The following is an 18,786-nucleotide window of genomic DNA, read 5'->3' as shown; positions in this document are numbered from 1 at the left end:
GTGCATGCGAGAGGGCACGAGTCCATGCTTCGCCGTGTCGGAATCGGATCGTCGCAAATGCGGGACCTTGGTGGCTCACGCCAGTCAAGGTCCGGACGATGATCCGGGCGGTCGCGTCGCCCAGGGGAAGCAACAGGGCGCCGGCAGGCTCGTACGCTATTTAGCATCAATAAACCATGGAGACCTTTGATATGCGTAACCGTCCTCTGCAATACAAGTTTCGCCTGTCTGCCCTGTCGCTCGCGATCGCCGCGACCGCGGGCATCGGCGCCCCCGCAATGGCCCAGGACACGCGCAGCAGCGGGCTCGAGGAAATCGTGGTCACGGCCCAGCGGCGCGAGGAATCGCTGCAGGACACCCCGATCGCGATCACCGCGTTCACCGAGGACAAACTCAATGACCTGGGCGTTTTCGATATGTCCCAGGTCGGGGATTTCGCACCGAACGTGCACATAGGGAAGCAGCCGTCCTCGAACTCGAACCTGGGTATCACCATTCGTGGTGTCGGTATCGGTGAGACCTCGTTGCTGGCCGACCCCAAGGTCGGGTTCTATATCGACGGGGTCTACATGAGCAAGACCGTCGGTGGCGTGTTCGATGTCGTGGACTTGGAGCGCATCGAAGTGTTGCGTGGCCCGCAGGGCACCCTGTTCGGGCGCAACAGTACGGGCGGCGCGATGAACGTGACCACCAAGAAGCCGACTGGTGAATTGGGTGGCAAGGTCGAGGCCTCGGTGGGCAACTACGGTTATATGCGCTACGGCGGCAGCCTGGACCTGCCGGCCATGGGCGATCTGGCCGCCAAGGTCTCGTACATGGCGATGGAGACCGATGGCTGGGCGAAGAACCACTATGACGGCCTCCCCGTACAACCGGCCACCAAAATCGCGGACGACCTGGCTTCCGAGGACAACGAGGCCTATCGCGTCGCGCTGCGCTGGACCCCCACCGAAGCACTCACCTTCGACTACAGCTACGACAATACCGACAACAAGGGAGTACCGACGCCGTACCAGGTGACCGCAGTCAAGACCACCAGGTACAACGGCTTCACCACGACGCCATTCGATTACCAGGCGCTCGGCGGCTCGATGTACCGGCAGATGGCCAATACCGTTGGCAATCCCAAGAATCGTCATATGGATTTCAACCTTGACGGAGTCACCGAGGAGTGGCTCAAAGTGGAAGGCCACACCTTCGCCGCGGCCTGGGAAGTAGCGGACGACCTGACGTTGAAATACATCTACGGCAAGCGCGAGACCGATTCGGGCTACGAAAGCACCGACCTCGATGGCGGCGCCTACACCGCGCGCGACCTGTTCTACGGTGTGTTCGCGGGCAACAACGGCAAGGTTCCGACCCCGGGCTTCCATGCGGCGATCGACGTGGGCACCATCGATATGGACTCGCACGAAATCCAGATCATCGGCACCGCCTTCGAAGAGAAGCTGAACTACACCGGCGGCGTGTTCTACTACGAGGAGGATGTCGAGCAGGTCAACCCGCAAACGCCTACGGTTCCGATTGTATTCGTTGCCGGCCAGGGAGCCTTTACACCCGATATTGGGCAGAGGTATGACGACGCCGGATTCTGTCCAGCCGCCTATCGCGGAGGCCTGTGCGTAGGAAGCCAGCGCCTGCCAATACCCGGCGCCGACGATCCCGGTATCCCCGGCCTGAGCGACTTCGAATATGGCCAGAACGCCAAATCGTGGGCGGCCTACGCCCAGAGCACCTACGCGATCACCGAACAGTTCGACCTGACGCTGGGCATCCGTTACACGGAAGACGAGAAGGACGCCTACATCTACAACCAGGACATTCCCGGCACAACCGTGGCTGCTCCCGGCAAGGCCGACGACAAGTGGGATAATGTCAGCTATCTGGCCAACGGCAATTACGCGATCACCGACGATATCAGCGTGTACCTGACCTACGCCACCGGCTACAACGGCGGCGGCTTCAATGCCCGCGCGACGAACCTCCTGGCATTCCAGACTCCGTTCGACAAGGAGGAAGTCGAGACTTGGGAACTCGGTCTCAAGTCCGAGTTGCTCGACAATCGTCTGCGGCTGAATGTCGCGGTATTCACCAACGACTACACCGATATCCAGATCGCCCAATTCGAGGCGGGTTCCGGTGGTGCGTCGAGCCGCATCGTGAACGCGGGCGCCGGCACCTATGAGGGTATCGAGTTCGATATCGCGATGGTGCCGGTCGACGGCCTGACCATCGACCTGACCTACGGCTACCTCGATGCCCAGTTCGACGAGTACATGGCGCTCAACCCGGCGACAAACATGCTCGAGGATATCTCCAATGTGACTACGGTGCAGCAGGCACCGGAGAACTCCGCCGCGCTCGGGGTGCAGTATGACTTCGAGCCCTTCAGCTTCGGGGCGCTGTCGGCACGCATGGACATGACCTACAAGGACGAAGTCGTATTCCATGCGTTCCAGAACCAGTATGACTCCGCCGATGACCACACGCTCATCAACGGACGTCTCAGCCTGAACGATATCAAGCTGGGCTGCTGCGAAGACGGCTCGCTGCGGGTATCGCTCTGGGGCAAGAACCTGATGGACGAGGAATACCGCCAATGGGGTATCGACTTCGCCTCGCTGGGCTGGGCCGGAAACACCTTCGGCGAACCGCGCACCTACGGCCTCGACGTGGTCTACAACTACAACTGATCCGCTCGCGGGCGGTATCGTGAAGCGGCCTTCGGGCCGCTTTTTTTTAGCCTCGAGCCCTGATCATTTTCTCCGCGAAGTCCTCCATCACCCTCTTCTTCTGCTCCAGAGTGGATCGACGTCCGAGGCTGAACTGGAACGGATAATTCACGCAGGCGCTCATCCCCTGCTCGCCAAGACTCTGCAGCGTGTCCCGATCGAGCGGCGTTTTCAAACCGATGATTGTCTCGAAGGGCAGATCCGAACGCCCGGCTTCCGTGCGCAGTCGACCCAGCTCGGCGAGAATCCCCGGAACCTCCTCGGCGGTGTTGCCTGCGCCGATCCAGCCATCGGCGGTATACGCCGCACGGCGCAACGCGATTGCACTCCCGCCACCGGTGTATATCGGCACCGGGCAGCGCGGCGCCGGGGCGATCTGCAGCGGCTCGAAATCAAAAAATCGGCCATGGTGCTCCACCATGCCGCCAGTCCACAGCTTGCGCAGCACCACGACCATTTCATCCAAGCGCTTGCCCCGGGTGTGGAAATCGACCCCGTAGATATCGAATTCATCCTTCATCCAGCCCGCTCCGATACCGAGCACGAAGCGCTCGTTGCTCAGCAATGACAACGTGCCGGTCGCCCGCGCGACTTCAAAGGGATTGCGCAGCGGCAGCACATAAACCGAAGTGGTGAAGCGCAGCCGCGTGGTGGCTGCGGCCATGAACGCGATGCTGACCCAGCAATCCGGGTAATCGGAATCCGGTGTCATCGGCGGCTTGCCGTCGGCGGAATAGGGGTATGGCGCCCGGACCCGCTGCGGATATACGCCGTGATCGCCATTGAAGATGCCCTCGAAGCCAAGCTCCTCGGCAAAGCGCGCCACTCCGACCAGTTGCTCGGGCTCCATCCAGGTCACCGCCTGCCAGAATTTCATGATGCCTCGCTGCCGTTGTCATGTTGAAATTTGCATCTGCGCCGGGCCGGCGCCAACGCAATCCTCGCATCGCTTCGCAATCCGATCAATTCGACTAGAATCCCCGACCATCCGAGCGCAACAAGGACGGCGTTCCGTGTACGATCCCCCGCGCCTGCTGCGCAACGCGCACCTGCAATCGATCCTGGCCAGCACCGGGCCACGCAAGCTGCTGGTGCGGCGGCGTGCGCGCGCGCTGCTGGCAGCCTCTCGGGAGGAGATTCTCGATTGCCAGGACGGCATCCGGCTGCACGGCGAGTATTCGGCGCATCCCGAGGCTGCGCGCGGCCTGGCGATATTGATCCACGGCTGGCACGGCAGCTCGGATTCGGCTTACCTCCTGTCCGCCGCCAGCCACCTGTACCGGCACGGCTTCTCGATCCACCGCCTGCATCTGCGCGATCACGGGCCCAGCCATCATCTCAACCGCGAGCTGTTCAACTCGACGCGCATCGCGGAGGTAGTCGACGCGGTGGAGCGCATCGTGCGCCTGCACCCGCATCGGGAAGTATTTCTCGGCGGCTTCTCGCTGGGCGGAAATTTTGCGCTGCGGGTGGCGTTGCAGGCGCCGGCACGCGGCATCGCCCTCGCGCGGGTGGTCGCGGTGTGTCCGGTGCTCGACCCTGCCCATACCATGCGCGCTCTCGATCGCAGCCCGATCTATCATCGGTACTTCAGCCGCAAATGGCGCCGCGCGCTGGGGGAAAAACTGCGCCACTTTCCCGAGCATGGCTATGGCGAGGAACTGCGCGAGCTCAGGACGCTGCAGCAGATGAACGAATTTTTCGTACCCCGCCATACCGATTTTGCCGATACCCGCTCTTATCTCGAAGCCTACGCCATCACCGGCGGGCGACTGGCGCCGCTTTGCATCCCCTGCCATATCCTCACCAGCCGCGATGACCCGGTGATCCCGGCCGCCGATCTCGCACATCTGGCGCGGCCGGCGGCGCTCAGCATCGAGCTGACCGAGCACGGTGGGCATTGTGGCTTTATCATGGACTGGCGCCTGCACAGCTGGGTCGACCAGCGCCTGGAGCAACTATTCAGCAGCGGAGACAACTGACGTGCGCTCATTGAAAAAAATCGTGGTGATACTGGTCCTGATCGTGGCGGGGTTGGCTCTGGCCTGGAACTTTTCCGAACCGCCGCCGCTGCCCGAGGAATCGATCAGCGTAACGGTGCTGGCCAACGGGCCCTACGAGGTGGGCACGCACGAATACACGCTCGCAGACGCGAGCCGCCCTACCCAGGCCAACAAGGAGTTTCCCGGCGCGCCTCGGCGCACACTGCACACGCGCGCCTGGTTTCCGCTCGACAGCGACGGCAAGAACCTTCCCGACCAGGCGTTGCCGCTGATCGTCTACAGTCACGGCTTTTTTGGCAACAGCGAGGAACCGCGTTATCTCGCCGAGTATCTGGCCAGCCACGGCTACCTGGTGGTGGCCGCCGATTTCCCGCTGACCAACTACCGCGCACCCGGCGGTGCCAACGTGATGGATGTGATGAACCAGCCCGGCGATGTGAGCTTTCTGATCGACACCCTGCTCGAGTGGAACCGCGAGCCGGGAAACCGTTTCCATCGCCGCGTCGATGCCGAACGCATCGCACTGGCGGGCCTGTCGCTCGGCGGCATGACCACCGAACTCGCTGCCTATCACCCGCGCGTGCGTGACCTGCGCGTCAAGGCGGCGATATCGATTGCCGGACCGCTGCAACTGTTCGGTCGCCGCTTCTTCGAGCAATCGCAGCTTCCGTTCATGATGATCGCGGGCGATATCGATGCAATGGTCCCCTACGAGGACAATGCCCGACCGGTGCTCGAGCGGATCAACAACGCCTGGCTGGTGAGCATTCACGGCGCATCGCACACCGGCTTCTCCGATCAGGCATCGATGCTGCGCTGGCTCGACAATGCCGACAGCATCGGCTGCTATTTCGTGGCCGGCAAGACCCCGGATGCCGCTGATGACATCGATCTGTATTCGCTGCTCGGCAGCGAGGACGAAGGCATCCTGCGCAACATGGACAACCGCCTGTGCCGCGTGGACCCGTTGCCGCCGGCGATATCACCGTTGTTGCAGCACCGCATCGTGATCCTCGCGGTGCGCGCATTCCTCGAATCGGTGTTCAACCCGGATGATGCGGAGCGGGAACGTTACCGTGACTACCTGCAGCGGGTACTGCCAAGCGAGATTGGCGGCGTTACGGTCGAGCGTTCGTCACCGCCCGCGGGCTGAACACCGTCCCGCCGGGCGCTCAGGAGCGAGCGCACTCCGCGACCAGGAATTCGCGCGTGCGCTCGAGCGAGCCCTCGTCGACCTTGATCATCGCGGCATTGAAATCGGTGACGCCGATATCACGCAGGCGCTGCAATCGGGCACGCAGGGCGCTCTCGTCGCCGAGCATCGCGACATCCGCGGGTCCGGCGGCCCCTTCGCGGTCGAGCATCGAGCGATAGGAAGGGAGCATGCCGTAAATCTGCAGATTTCTTGCGATCTTCTGCTGCGCCGCGTCGATATCCGTGGTGAGCGCGATCGGCAAGCCGGCAACCACGATCGGCGCGGGTTTGCCGGCCGCCTTCGCGGCATTCCCGATCGCGGGAATGATGTGTTCCTCGAGGGTTTTTGGCCCGGTCATCCAGGTCGTGGTGCCATCGGCCAGTTCGCCGGCGATTTTCAGCATCAGCGGACCGAGCGCGGCAACGATCAACGGCACCGGCTTGGCGCCGGGCACATCGAGACCCAGTTTCACCCGGTAATCCTCACCCGCGAAATCAGCCGGCGCGCCACGCAGCAGCGGCCCGAGCACCGACAGGTATTCGCGCATATGGCGCGCCGGCTTGTCATAGGACAAGCCGAACATGTCCTCGATCACCATCTTGTGCGACAACCCGATGCCCAGCGAAAAACGCCCGCCCGAAGCTGCGGCGGCGGTCAGCGCCTGCTGCGCGATTGCCGTCGGGTGGCGCGGATAGGTCGGCACGACCGCCGTACCAAGACCGATACGGCTGGTTTCGCGACCAATCAGCGCCAGCGCGGTTATCGCGTCGAAACCGAATACCTGTGCCATCCAGAGATTGTCGAAACCGCTGGCTTCAGCCTCACGGGCAACGCTGATCAGACCCTCGAGCGAGGGATCGGGCCCGGGGGTCGCGCCTATCATCAAGCCAATTCGCATTGCATATGCTCCTGTATTTGTTTGGATTCAGACCGTTGCCGATCGCCTGAAGCTCGCCTCAGAAGCCATAACTGGCGGAAAGATTGAGGTATTGGGTTTCGACATCGTTGTCCGCGTAGCGGTAGGACAGACCCACCCGCACCCCGCTGTTCCAGTTGGCATTGACGCCGAGCGTGCCGCGCACGCCCTCGTTGTCGATATCGTAACCGGGCATGCGGAACGAGGGACCAGCGGCGAGCGACTTCACTACCGCTTCCACGTTGTCGGTGTGATCCTCGAACTCCTCGACATAGGCCACATCGCCGTAGAGTTCCAGCGCCGCGCCGCCCATCGTGAACGGATAGCTGCCGAACACGCCGGCACTGCCCACGGTCGATTCGCGGTTCAGGTCACCGAAGCTCATCGCCGAGGAACGCGTGCCCTGCTCCGAGTAGCCATCCACATCGATGTCCAGGTAATCGAGCGCGAGAAACGGACCGAAGCGCCATGGAGAACGCGCCGACATCATGTTCACGCCGATATCGGCCGCCATCCCGACCACATCGGCCTCGGTGTCGCCGCTCTCGCGCCGCACCTGCACGCTGCCGATATTGAACACCCGGTCGATGTTCTCGATATCGGAATTGCCCATCGTCAGCACCGCGTCGGCAAACCAGATATCGCAGCGATAGCCGGCAAATACCGAGCCCAGCAGCGCGGAGGTGTCGAACTCGCTGCCATGATCGTCGAGCTCGGTGTGGCCTTCCTGGGAGCCGATCGCCGCACCGACGAACCAGCCCATGCCCACACCGTAGCTGCCGCCGATCGTGAGATCGACCGCATCGGAGCTGGCCCCTGGCGTGGCCCGGGTGTCGCCGGTATCGATGTCCAGACCCTGCACCGAGGCAAACAGTTGCACGTTACCGGGCATCTCGTGCCAGCGGTTCTGTACCAGGTAATCGTTGACCGTGTTCTGGTAGGCCCGCGCATCGTTCAGCACCGCTTCCGGCAGCAGCGCGATCATGCCCGGCGCCCGGATCACCGATTCGATCAGATCGGCGGCGGCCTTTGCCGCCGCCTGCGTCGGGTGCAGGCCGTCGTTGAACACGAAATCGTCCGGGTTGCCGCCACTGGCCTTGCCCAGACCCGCGGGCTCGGTGCAGTTGATGCCGCCGAGTTCGCTGCTGCTGTAACAGTAGCGGGTCTGATCGATGCTGGCCGGGTAACCAAAGCTCACCGGATCGGCAAGCACCTCGTCGAACAGCCCGAGCACATCGACCCGGATGAAATTGCCATCGAGCGCATTGAGCTCGCTTTCGAAAGCATCGTTGTAGGCAACCGCCGCCGCGCTGCGATCGAGCGAGAGCTGGGTGCGTCCGGTTGCTGTCAGGTTGGTTGACTCGGAAAATTCGCCGAGCCGCGGCAAGGTCGGCAGCACGATGTACTTCGCGCCGGCATCGACCAGCGCAGCAACGATCTGCGCGCTGATATCGGCAGTCTGTACCGGATCGTCCACATCACGGATATCGTTGCCGGCGATCAGGGCATAGAACAGCGTGTTTGGTCCGAACTGCACATCACCCGATGCCACCCGCGCCAGGAAGCCGGGCTGGGTTTCGGTGAACGGCCCGAAACTCACCACCGAATCGCCCACCACCGAGGCCAGCACTTCCTCGGAACGATAGCCACCTACCGCGAAGTTGATATTGTCGGTAGCGACCGTATCGCTGCGCGGCCCGAACGCCAGCAACGGCGTGGACGGGTTCATGCGCCCGAGCCCCAGATCGATGGCCAGCCACTCCGGAAACGCCAGCCCGCGTTTGCCGGTTGCCGGATCAACATTGGTGAAACGAAGCCCGGTACTGGTATCGACATCGAGGTCGGGAAACTGGCCGCTGTCGTCGTAGCTTGCGCCGAAACCGATGAACTGGTCGAAGGGCACACCGGCCAGCGCCTGGACCGAGAGAATTCCGGCAGCGGCAATCGCTGCAGCTAGAGTACGTTTCATGTCGGGACACCTGAATGCTTTACCTGGAAACGCGCACCTGGGCACGCAACGCCTATACGGCGATGATAGCCAAACGCCCAGCACCATCACAACGCAAATATGCCCGGCGCCGTCCGCACCACCCGGGCGTGCTGTAACATGCGGCTCTTTGCGGGGATAAAACCATGCGAACAAGGCCCCCTGTCATGCTCGCTGCCCTGCTGCCGGGTGCCTCCTCGTACGCGGATACCGCGATCGATCAGCATATCGCGGATGGCTTCCAGCCTTATGCGGACGCGGTGGCGGGCCTCGTGTTCGCGGCCATCGACCTCGGCGGCTATGCGGTGCCGTGGATCCTGTTCTGGCTGATCGCGGCGGGGGCGTTCTGCACCATCTATTTCCGCTTCATCAACCTGCGCGGCATGCGCCAGGGCTTTCGCATCATCCGTGGCGATTACGAAGACCCCCACCACACCGGCGACACCAGCCATTTCCAGGCCCTTGCCACGGCGCTTTCGGGAACCGTCGGGCTGGGCAATATCGCCGGTGTCGCGGTGGCCATCACGCTGGGCGGACCGGGAGCCGCGTTCTGGATGGTGATCGCGGCCCTGCTCGGCATGGCCACCAAGTTCTGCGAATGCACGCTGGCGGTGAAATACCGGCGCGAGCGCCCCGACGGCTCGGTCTCGGGCGGCCCGATGTATTACCTCTCCAGGGGCATAGCGGCCAACTATCCGCGGCTTGCACCGCTCGGCAAAGTACTCGGCTTCACGTTCGCGGTGCTGTGCCTGTTCGGCACCATCGGGGCCGGCAACTTTTTCCAGGTCAACAACGCCTACCAGCAGTTGCTGCTGATCACCGGCGGTGAACGCAGCCTGCTCGCGGGGCAGGCCTGGCTGTTCGGCGTGGTGATGGCGGTGCTGACCGGTATCGTGGTGCTGGGCGGCATAAAGCGCATTGCCAGCGTGACCGACAAGCTGGTGCCGCTGATGACACTGACCTACCTGGTCGCGGCGTTGATCGTGATCGGTGCCCATGCCGAACAGATCCCGCACGCACTCGGGACCATTCTTTACGGCGCATTCACCCCCGAAGGGATCCAGGGCGGCATGGTCGGGGCACTGCTGCAGGGCTTTCGCCGCGCGGCCTTTTCCAACGAGGCGGGCATCGGTTCGGCACCGATCGCGCATGCCAGCGTGAAGACCGGCGAGCCGCTCACGGAAGGGCTCGTCGCATTGTGGGAACCGTTCATCGACACCGTGATCATCTGCTCGCTCACCGCGCTGGTGATCGTGATCTCCGGCGCGCCCACGATAGCGCCGCAGGCCGAAGGCGTGGCCCTCACCTCCGCGGCGTTCGCCACCGTGATGCCATGGTTTCCGTATGTGCTGGCGGTAGTGGTGCTGATGTTCGCCTACTCGACCATGATCTCGTACTGCTATTACGGCACCAAGGCCGCCAACTACCTGTTCGGCGAAAGCAACACGGTGGACATCTGCTACAAGCTGTTCTACCTCTGCGCAACCGTGGTCGGCGTGACCATGCCACTCGCGCAACTGGTCGATTTTTCCGACGCGATCTACTTCCTGATGGCGGTGCCCAACGTGATCGGCCTGTACCTGCTGGCGCCCGTGGTGAAGCGCGAGATGCATGGCTATTTCGGGCGCCTGTCGCGCGGCGAGATCCGCTCCACCCGCGAAGCGCCGGAGCATCTGATCGGCTCGCCCTGAAAAACCTTCCGAACACGGCTTGCCCAGGGCGAACTGCCCTGCGCAAGCCGCGCATGGTCGTGCATGCCGGACACGGAGCAGCGCAACTCAGGCAGTCTTGCTGGAGTCCTTCAGCAACGCTTCGATCAACGATTGTTCGGCGCGGCTCAGTTCGCGCCACTGCCCGCTCTTCAGCGCCCCGAGCCGGATATTCATCACCCGCACCCGTTTCAGGCGCGTGACCACGTAACCGAGCTGTTCCGTCATGCGCCGGATCTGGCGGTTCATGCCCTGCGTCAGCACGATATTGAAGCTGTTCGCTGACAACTGGCGCACCTTGCAGCGGCGCGTGACAGTGCCGAGTATCGGCACCCCGCCGGCCATTCTGCGCAGGAACTCGCCGTCGAAGGGTCGGTCGACGCTGACCACGTATTCCTTTTCGTGGGCGTTGCCGGCACGCAGGATCTTGTTGACGATATCGCCGTCGTTGGTGAGCAGGATCAATCCCTCGGACACCTTGTCGAGACGCCCGACCGGAAAGATCCGCGAACGGTAGCCGAGCGCATCGATGATGTTGCCGGGTACCGCGCGATCGGTGGTGCAGGTGATGCCGGGCGGTTTGTGGTAGGCGAGATATACCGCACGCGGCCGCGCCCGCAGCGGCTTGCCATTGACCGTCACGCGATCGCTGTCAGCGACCCGCTCGCCCATCGTGGCAACCCGGCCATTGATCCGCACCCGACCCTGTTCGATCAGGCGATCGGCCTCGCGCCGCGAACACATGCCGGTGTCGCTGATATGCTTGTTGAGGCGCGTGGTCTCGCTGTCACCGCTCATCGACGCGACATCGGCTGCGACGGACCGCTGCGCTAGTCCGCAAGACCGGCATAAACACTCTGCACATCGTCATCGCTGTCGAGGGCCTCGAGAAAGGTCTCGACCTCGGCCCGCGCATCGGCGACGAGCGTGACCGGGTTGTTCGGCCGGTAGCCGAGCGTTGCCGATTGCACGGTGAACCCGTAGGAAGGCAACGCGCGACTCACCGCATCGAGATCGGTGGGGTCAGTCAGAAACAGGGTGGCACCATTTTCGGCCGGCTCGAGATCCTGGGCACCCGCCTCGATCGCCGCCAGATCAGGGTCCGCATCGTCGCTGTCCGGTGTGGCCTCGATCATGCCGAGATACTTGAAATCCCACGACACGGAGCCGGAATTGCCGAGTTGCCCCTTGCGAAACAGCATGCGGATACTCATCGCGGCGCGGTTCTTGTTGTCGGTCAGGCACTCGACGATCACCGGCACCTGGTGCGGAGCAAAGCCCTCGTAGGTGACGAGTTCGTAGTGCACCTGCTCATCGAGCAGCCCGGCGCCCTTCTTGATCGCGCGCTCGAGCGTGTCCCGCGGCATCGAGGCGCGCCTGGCCTGCTCGACCGCCTTGCGCAGCCGCGGGTTCATGTCGGGGTCCGCACCGGCGCGCGCTGCGACCATGATCTCCTTGGCCAGCTTGGTGAATATGCGCCCCTTGGCCGCAGCCGCATCCGCCTTGCCCTTGACCTTCCACTGAGCGCCCATGCGTCTACCTCGAAACGGGAATCCGCGAATACGCGGATCGGATGGCGTGTGAGCGGCAACTGCCATCATGGCCGGCACACCGCAAAAAAAGCGCCGCAAGTATAGCGCCGGGGTACGGTTCACAGGTAGCGGCTGGTGGTGTTGTTGGTTGTCAGCACCGCGGTTTTTTGCAAACATGCCGCGCTGCGCGACAACAACCAACAGACAGGACGATTTTATGATCGACGGAACTTCCCGCAACCGGGCAGCCATTGCCATGACAGCCGGCCTGACGCTGATACCACTCGCCAGCGCCTGTGCCGATGTGGTCCTGCTCAACGGAGGCGATCGCCTGAGCGGCAAGATCGTCAGCAAGAACGGTGACAAGCTGACCCTCGAGACCAGTTATGCCGGCGATGTCGTGATCCTGTGGAGCGAGGTGCGCTCGATCTCGACCGAACAGCCGACACGCTTCATGCTGAGCGATGGCACCGTGATGGAGGCCGTCGCAACGGGCGCCGACGATGATGCAGGTGTCGTGTTGCGCTCCGGCAAGGTGGTCAGCACCGAGCCTATCGCGCTGGCCGATGTTGCGTATATCAACCCGCCGCCGGAAATCACCGGAGAAGGGGTGAGCGTGGATGGGCGGGTCAATCTCGGACTGACCTCGAACCGCGGAAACACCGATAACGACCAGCTGCTATACGACGCCGAAACCATCGTCCGCAGCAGGAAAAACCGCTTCACGATCGGCGCTGCCGGCGAACTCAAGGAAGAGTCCGGCACCGAAACGGCGCGCAGAAACCGCGGCTATTTCAAGTACGATCATTTCCTCGACGAGAAATGGTATGTCTACGCCAACACCGATGTCGAGGAAGACAAATTCAAGGATCTGAACCTGCGCACCACGATAGGTGGCGGTTCGGGTTACCAGTTCTTCGACACTCCCGAACGCAGCCTTGCACTGGAAGGCGGTCTTACCTACGTGAACAACGATTACGATCTCGAAGAGGACGATGGTTACGCGGCCGGACGCTGGGCACTGCGCTATGCGCAGTACCTGTTCGAGGGCAAGACCCAGTTCTTCCACGAGCACGAAGGGCTGGTCAGCCTGGAAAGTCCCGACGACGTGATCATGCGCGTCAAGACCGGATTACGCTTTCCGATGGTGCTGAACCTGAACTCCACGCTGCAGTACAACGTCGACTGGCAGAACAACCCGCCACCGGGTTTTGACAGCACCGACAGCAGCTACATCCTCAGCCTGGGCTACCACTGGTAGGCAGCGCCTGGCGGCTGAAGATCGATCGTGATCCCGCCGCCACCGGCGAGCCGGCGGTTCATCATCCGCGGCGGAAGTCTTTCGCGGCATACTGTCGGGCCCCGGGCCGACGAGCAGGCGCAACGATGTACCCAGGAAAACACAGCCTAGAGCACCCCCAAAAGCCTGCATTCGTAATGGCCGCAAGCGGCGAATCGGTCAGTTATGGCGAGCTCGAGGCGCGCGCCAACCGCCTTGCCCGGCTGCTGCGCGCACACGGCCTGAAGCGCCTCGATCACTACGCCATTTTCATGGAGAACAACAGCCGCTACATCGAATGCTGTGCGGCCGGGGAGCGTGCAGGGCTCTATTACACCTGCGTGAACAGTTTTCTCACTGCGGCCGAACTCGCTTATATCGTGAACAACAGCGGGTCGCGCGTGCTGATCACGTCGCGCGCACTCGCTGCGATCGCGCGGGAAGCGTTGCGCGATTGCGCTGATGTAACGCTGTGCCTGGTCATCGATGGCGAGGATATCGATTCGCGGATTCGTGATTATGCCGGGGCGGTGGCGGGCTTTGCGACCACCCCGATCGCCGACGAACGGATCGGAACGGCAATGCTCTATTCCTCCGGCACCACCGGCAGACCCAAGGGTATCCTGCGTCCTCTACCCGATGCGCCACCCACCCACCGGTTGCCGCTGTTCGATTTCCTCTCGGCGCTTTGGCGTTACCGCGAAAACATGGTCTATCTGTCGCCGGCACCGCTGTACCATTCGGCGCCGCAGGCGGCCGTCTCGCTGACCCTGCGCCACGGCGGAACCGCCATCATCATGGAACGCTTCGACCCGCAGCAGTACCTGGCGCTGGTGGAAAAGTTCCGGGTCACGCACAGCCAGCTGGTTCCGACCATGTTCAGCCGCATGCTGAAGCTGCCCGAAGCGGTACGCAGCCGCTACGATCTCGGCTCGCTCGAGACCGTGATCCATGCTGCGGCTCCCTGCCCGGTACCGGTCAAGGAGCAGATGATCGAGTGGTGGGGGCCGATCATCCACGAATACCTCGGTGCCACCGAGGGACTGGGTTTCGCGGCATGCGACAGCAGCGAATGGCTCGCGCATCGCGGCACCGTCGGACGGGTACTGCTCGGCGAGTTGCACATCCTCGACGAGCAGATGCGTCCATGCCCCACCGGCACACCCGGGCAGTTATGGTTTCGCACCGCCACCGAATTCGAGTATTTCAATGATCCGCAACGAACTCTCGAGGCGCGCTCGGCCGACGGCAGCCTGAGCACTGTCGGCGACATGGGCTATCTCGACGCGGACGGCTATCTCTACCTGAGCGACCGCTCGACCTTCATGATCATTTCCGGTGGTGTCAACATCTACCCGCAGGAATGCGAAAACCTGCTGATCACCCACCCGAAGGTTGCCGATGCAGCGGTTTTCGGGGTTCCGAACGAAGACCTGGGCGAGGAAGTCAAAGCCGTGGTGCAACCGCAGCCGGAGATAGCGCCGGATGAGGCACTGGCCCGGGAACTGCTCGATTTCTGCGCCCGGAACCTCGCCCGTCACAAGTGCCCGCGCACCATCGAGTTCAGCGCGGCATTGCCGCGGCTGCCCACCGGCAAGTTGTACAAAAAGGAACTCCGCGACCGTTACTGGCGAGGCGAACGCCGCATCTGACAGAGCATTTCGTGACAGCAAATTTTTTGAAAAAAGTTTGCTGCCACGAATTACACTGTCATGGACCATTCCCCTGGACCCGGCGTGCCGGCCAAACTGATCGAACATCCATCAATGCCACGACTTCCTTCCCTGCTGCTCAACTTCGCCCATGCGCTGGACCATTTGTTTCTGCTGATATTTGCGACCGCGGTTGGCGCGATCGCGGCGGATTTCGGCATCGCGCGCTGGGAGGACCTGATGCCTTACACAGTGGGCGCCTTCGTGATGTTCGGCATCGGATCGATACCGGCGGGGCGGCTCGGCGATCTGTGGGGCCGCAGGGGCATGATGCTGGTCTTTTTTGCGGGCATGGGTTGTTCAGCATTCGCGGTGGCTTTGACCAACACTCCGTTGCAGATCGCCGTAGCACTGACTGTGCTCGGCGCGTTTTCCTCGATCTATCACCCGGTCGGCATTCCGATGCTGGTCCAGAACACGCGCACCCCGGGCCTGGCGATCGGGATCAACGGCCTGGCCGGCAACCTCGGCATCGCGCTGGCCGCAGTTTCGACCGGTCTGCTGGTGAAATATTTCGGCTGGCGCACGGCCTTCATGGTGCCTGGCGCACTGGCGTTGCTGACGGGTGCTGTTTTCGCGCGCTACGCACCACGCGAACAGGACGCGCCCGCAAGGCGGGCACAGACCCATGTGCATCTGCCACGCCATCTCGCGGTGCGCACCTTCGCGGTGATGGTCGCGAGCGCCACCACCGGCAGCCTGATCTTCAATTTCACCACCAATGGCAATGCACAACTGATGGCGGAGCGTTTCGATGGCCTGATAAGCGACCCAGCAATTCTCGGCGCGCTGCTGGCCGGCATCTACACCCTGGCCGCATTTGCGCAGGTCGTGGTCGGACGCCTGATCGACCGGGTACCGGTAAAGCCCTTGTTTCTTGCGATCGTTGCATCGCAGGTCGTGGTGTTTGCGCTCGCCTCCGGCAGCAGCGGATGGCTCTGGTACGCCGCGACCATCGGCTGCATGATCACCGTATTCGGTTCCATTCCGTTCAACGACGCGATGGTGGTGCGCTACATCGATGATTCAATGCGTTCACGGGTGAGCGGCACGCGGATCGCGGTCTCGTTCGGCATCAGTTCGCTCGCGGTGTATCTGCTCGGCCCGCTGGTCAAGTCCGCGGGCTTCAGTGTGCTGCTGATGGGCATGGCAGGCATCGCCGCCGTGACCACCTCGATCGTGATGCTGTTGCCCGGCGAAGCCCGGATGAATGCCGGTCTCGCCGATACCCGAGTGGCATTGCCGGAATAGCGCCGCTTTTCCCTTCTGTTTGTCATGCTGGAGTTCACGGTTTCCGTGCCCTGGCACCCGCGGCTGCACCCTGATCCCATGCATCACGGCAACACCTCCCCGAGCACGACCCCTTTGCGGCCCGGTGGCTGGGCAGGAAGCCCCGCCGCGAGTTCAGGCTCAGGCCTGGCTCGCGCCGTACAAGGCCAGCAGCTTCGCCCAGGCGCGCTCCGCATCGGGCTGGCTGTAGATCGGCTGCCCCTGTGACGCGGGCATATCCGGCACGCACCAGCCGTGCAGGGTACCGGGGTAGACCTCGATTTCCGCGTTCAGACCGGCGGCGTCGAAGGCTGCACGCAGTACGTCCTTGGCTTCGGGCTGCGCCGCGTCATCGTTCGCCGCGATAGCGATATACAGCTGCGCGTCCATTTGCGGTATCAGCAGGTGCGGACTGTCGGGCGGATCGGTGACCAGCCCGCCGCCATGAAAGGACGCCCCCGCGCCAAAGCGCGCGGGCAGCGCGGCAAGGCTGCGAAACGTCAAGCCACCGCCCATGCAATAGCCGAATGCGGCAAGCTTGCGGCCACGGTCGACCTGCGGTTGCGCATCGAGGAACGCTGCATAGGCAGCCGCATCTCGCTCCGCGGCGCCCACGGCCATCAGCGGATCCATATACGTCTTCAGCCGAGCACGATCCGCCGGATCCCGGAAGTTGAAGGTCGCGGTATCGAGCACCGGCGCCTGCGCATTGCGGTAATACGGGTTCGGCACCAGCACCGCGTAACCCGCGCCCGCGAGCCGACGCCCGATCGCGCGCATCGCCGGACGCAGGCCGAAGGCATCGCTCCACAGCAGCACGCCTGGAACCGTGGGGCCACCCGCGGGGCAAAAATACACGGCATCGCTGGCACCGTCGGGCGTGCTTACGCTGAACTCCTTCTCGAGTGTCTCCGCGGCCGTAACGCCGGGCGCCATACTCGCCAGCCCCGCTGCCACGGACATTGCCACAAAATCGCGTCGTGACCATCCGCCGGCATGCTCTCGATCGACGCCCTCATCGTGTGCTGCGCTCATCGTGATCTCCCCTGGGCCGTATGCTCCAACGCCCGCAGTTTACCCGCGCCATGGGCTGACCAACAGATGTGTGTGCAGCTGCGCTAAGCTTGGCACTGCACCCCATGAAAAACACAGAGGATCCATCGATGAATCGCTGCCCGGCTCGCCCGCTGCTGGATTTCGCCAACTTCACTCACGGCACGCCGCGCGCGTCCATCGACGAGTTGCGCGACAGCGCGCGCCTCGTCTGGGAAAGTGACGACTTTGCCACCGGCGGTCACTGGCTGGTGCTGCAGCAGGCCGATATCGACCACGTGCTGAAGACACCAAAGCTGTTCAGCAACCGCGAGGGGCCGCTGCTCGATGATTTTCCGCCCGCGGCATTGGTCGAACAGCAGCAGAGCATGACCTTCATGGATCCGCCCGAGCATCGCAAGTACCGCTCGCTGGTCGATTATGCATTCCGGCTGAATGCGCTAAAGGCGCGCAAGCCGGCGATGCGTCGCATCGCGAGCGACATCATCGACCAGGTGATCGGGCGCGGCGAATGCGAATTCATCAGCGAGGTGGCGATGCAATTGCCGATGCAGGTGATGTACAAGCTGCTCGGGGTGCAGGAACAGGATTACCGTTACGTGGTCGACCTGACCAACACGCTCGCACTCGCCGACGATCCCGAATTTGCCGAGAATCGTGCTGCCGGTTTCCAGGCCTCGATGCAACTGATCGAATTCGGCGCGCGGCTCGCTGCCGATCACCGTCTGCATCCACGTGACAGCATGACGATGGAAGTGCTGGCGGCCAGGATCAACGGACAGGCGCTCGGCGATCGCGAGTTCGGACGCTTCTTCAACAACCTGATCGTCGGCGGCATGGAGACCACGCGCAACACCCTCGCGCTCGGCATACACCAGTTCATCCTGCACCCGGAGCAGTACCGCCTGCTGCAGCAGGATCCGGCGTTGGTGCCGGCGGCCGTCGAGGAGATCCTGCGTTTCTGCAATACCGTGGTCTACCTGCGTCGCACCGCCACCCGCGACATGGAATTCGCCGGTGAAAACATCCGCCGGGGTGACAAGATGGTCTGTGTGCTCGGCGCACCGAACCGTGATGCCGCGTTGTTCGCGGACCCCGCGCGCTTCGATATCACGCGTAATCCCGCAAACACCCGCAGGCATTACCGGACATTCGGACAGGGTCCGCATTACTGCATCGGTGTGCACCAGGCACGGCTCAATCTCGAGATCATGCTGGAGGAAATCGCCCGTCGCCTGGCGAATATCCGCCTGCTCGCGGCACCACGCCAGGCACGCTCGCTGTTCATGGACGGGTTCAAGGAAATGCGCATCGCGTTTGATCCACGCTGAGCACAGATCGATCGAATCAGCTGGAGGAATGCCATGAAGCGGCCCAGAGCAGTTTCACAACCCTGTGA

Annotated in this window: 14 protein-coding genes; 8 read left to right on the top strand and 6 right to left on the bottom strand. The window is 62.9% G+C overall.

The window, feature by feature from the left end; translation table 11 throughout:
- Positions 1-191: 191 nt before the first annotated feature.
- A complete protein-coding gene (locus IPF49_14995; GenBank protein ID MBK6288914.1) occupies positions 192-2,693 on the top strand; it encodes a TonB-dependent receptor in 2,502 nt (833 codons plus the stop codon).
- Positions 2,694-2,739: 46 nt separating this feature from the next.
- Here the strand turns inward: IPF49_14995 and IPF49_14990 are convergent, their stop codons facing one another.
- On the bottom strand, positions 2,740-3,609 hold the full coding sequence (locus IPF49_14990) for a TIGR03619 family F420-dependent LLM class oxidoreductase (protein MBK6288913.1): 870 nt from the start codon (positions 3,607-3,609) through the stop codon (positions 2,740-2,742).
- A gap of 1 nt (position 3,610) precedes the next feature.
- On the opposite strand from IPF49_14990, the gene IPF49_14985 reads away from it, so the two are divergent.
- Entirely contained in the window at positions 3,611-4,714 is a 1,104-nt protein-coding gene (locus IPF49_14985; GenBank protein ID MBK6288912.1) for an alpha/beta fold hydrolase, read from the top strand.
- A 1-nt stretch (position 4,715) separates the two neighbouring features.
- The gene (locus tag IPF49_14980; GenBank protein ID MBK6288911.1) at positions 4,716-5,888 is read left to right on the top strand and encodes an alpha/beta fold hydrolase; all 1,173 of its coding nucleotides are present in this window, start codon (positions 4,716-4,718) and stop codon (positions 5,886-5,888) included.
- Between the two features lie 19 nt (positions 5,889-5,907).
- Here the strand turns inward: IPF49_14980 and IPF49_14975 are convergent, their stop codons facing one another.
- Together IPF49_14975 and IPF49_14970 are read right to left on the bottom strand one after the other, a co-directional pair.
- Positions 5,908-6,828, bottom strand: coding sequence for a TIGR03564 family F420-dependent LLM class oxidoreductase (locus IPF49_14975; GenBank protein MBK6288910.1), 921 nt, complete (start codon positions 6,826-6,828; stop codon positions 5,908-5,910).
- A 58-nt stretch (positions 6,829-6,886) separates the two neighbouring features.
- The gene (locus tag IPF49_14970; GenBank protein ID MBK6288909.1) at positions 6,887-8,815 is read right to left on the bottom strand and encodes an autotransporter domain-containing protein; all 1,929 of its coding nucleotides are present in this window, start codon (positions 8,813-8,815) and stop codon (positions 6,887-6,889) included.
- Positions 8,816-8,979: 164 nt separating this feature from the next.
- Between IPF49_14970 and IPF49_14965 the strand changes: the two genes are divergently transcribed.
- Complete coding sequence (locus IPF49_14965; protein MBK6288908.1) at positions 8,980-10,524, top strand: alanine:cation symporter family protein; 1,545 nt, start codon at positions 8,980-8,982, stop codon at positions 10,522-10,524.
- A gap of 87 nt (positions 10,525-10,611) precedes the next feature.
- Here the strand turns inward: IPF49_14965 and IPF49_14960 are convergent, their stop codons facing one another.
- Together IPF49_14960 and IPF49_14955 are read right to left on the bottom strand one after the other, a co-directional pair.
- Positions 10,612-11,340 (bottom strand): pseudouridine synthase, encoded by a 729-nt coding sequence (locus IPF49_14960; GenBank protein MBK6288907.1) that lies wholly within the window; start codon positions 11,338-11,340, stop codon positions 10,612-10,614.
- Positions 11,341-11,372: 32 nt separating this feature from the next.
- A complete protein-coding gene (locus IPF49_14955; GenBank protein MBK6288906.1) occupies positions 11,373-12,074 on the bottom strand; it encodes a YebC/PmpR family DNA-binding transcriptional regulator in 702 nt (233 codons plus the stop codon).
- 217 nt (positions 12,075-12,291) lie between these two features.
- Here IPF49_14955 and IPF49_14950 point away from each other — a divergent pair, with 217 nt between their 5' ends.
- From IPF49_14950 to IPF49_14940, 3 genes are all read left to right on the top strand, one after another.
- On the top strand, positions 12,292-13,335 hold the full coding sequence (locus tag IPF49_14950; GenBank protein MBK6288905.1) for a DUF481 domain-containing protein: 1,044 nt from the start codon (positions 12,292-12,294) through the stop codon (positions 13,333-13,335).
- 125 nt (positions 13,336-13,460) lie between these two features.
- Positions 13,461-15,005: an AMP-binding protein gene (locus IPF49_14945; protein ID MBK6288904.1), complete on the top strand. Its 1,545-nt coding sequence runs from the start codon at positions 13,461-13,463 to the stop codon at positions 15,003-15,005.
- 60 nt (positions 15,006-15,065) lie between these two features.
- Positions 15,066-16,316, top strand: coding sequence for an MFS transporter (locus IPF49_14940; protein ID MBK6288903.1), 1,251 nt, complete (start codon positions 15,066-15,068; stop codon positions 16,314-16,316).
- Positions 16,317-16,475: 159 nt separating this feature from the next.
- Here IPF49_14940 and IPF49_14935 read toward each other — a convergent pair whose 3' ends face one another.
- Positions 16,476-17,369, bottom strand: coding sequence for a dienelactone hydrolase family protein (locus IPF49_14935; protein MBK6288902.1), 894 nt, complete (start codon positions 17,367-17,369; stop codon positions 16,476-16,478).
- 128 nt (positions 17,370-17,497) lie between these two features.
- On the opposite strand from IPF49_14935, the gene IPF49_14930 reads away from it, so the two are divergent.
- Positions 17,498-18,718, top strand: coding sequence for a cytochrome P450 (locus IPF49_14930; protein MBK6288901.1), 1,221 nt, complete (start codon positions 17,498-17,500; stop codon positions 18,716-18,718).
- Positions 18,719-18,786: the final 68 nt, after the last annotated feature.

The organism is Gammaproteobacteria bacterium, assembly GCA_016705365.1.
Taxonomy (GTDB): domain Bacteria; phylum Pseudomonadota; class Gammaproteobacteria; order Pseudomonadales; family UBA5518; genus UBA5518.
Note: the sequence above shows the minus strand (reverse complement) of the source record. Positions and strands in the feature narration are given on the sequence as shown.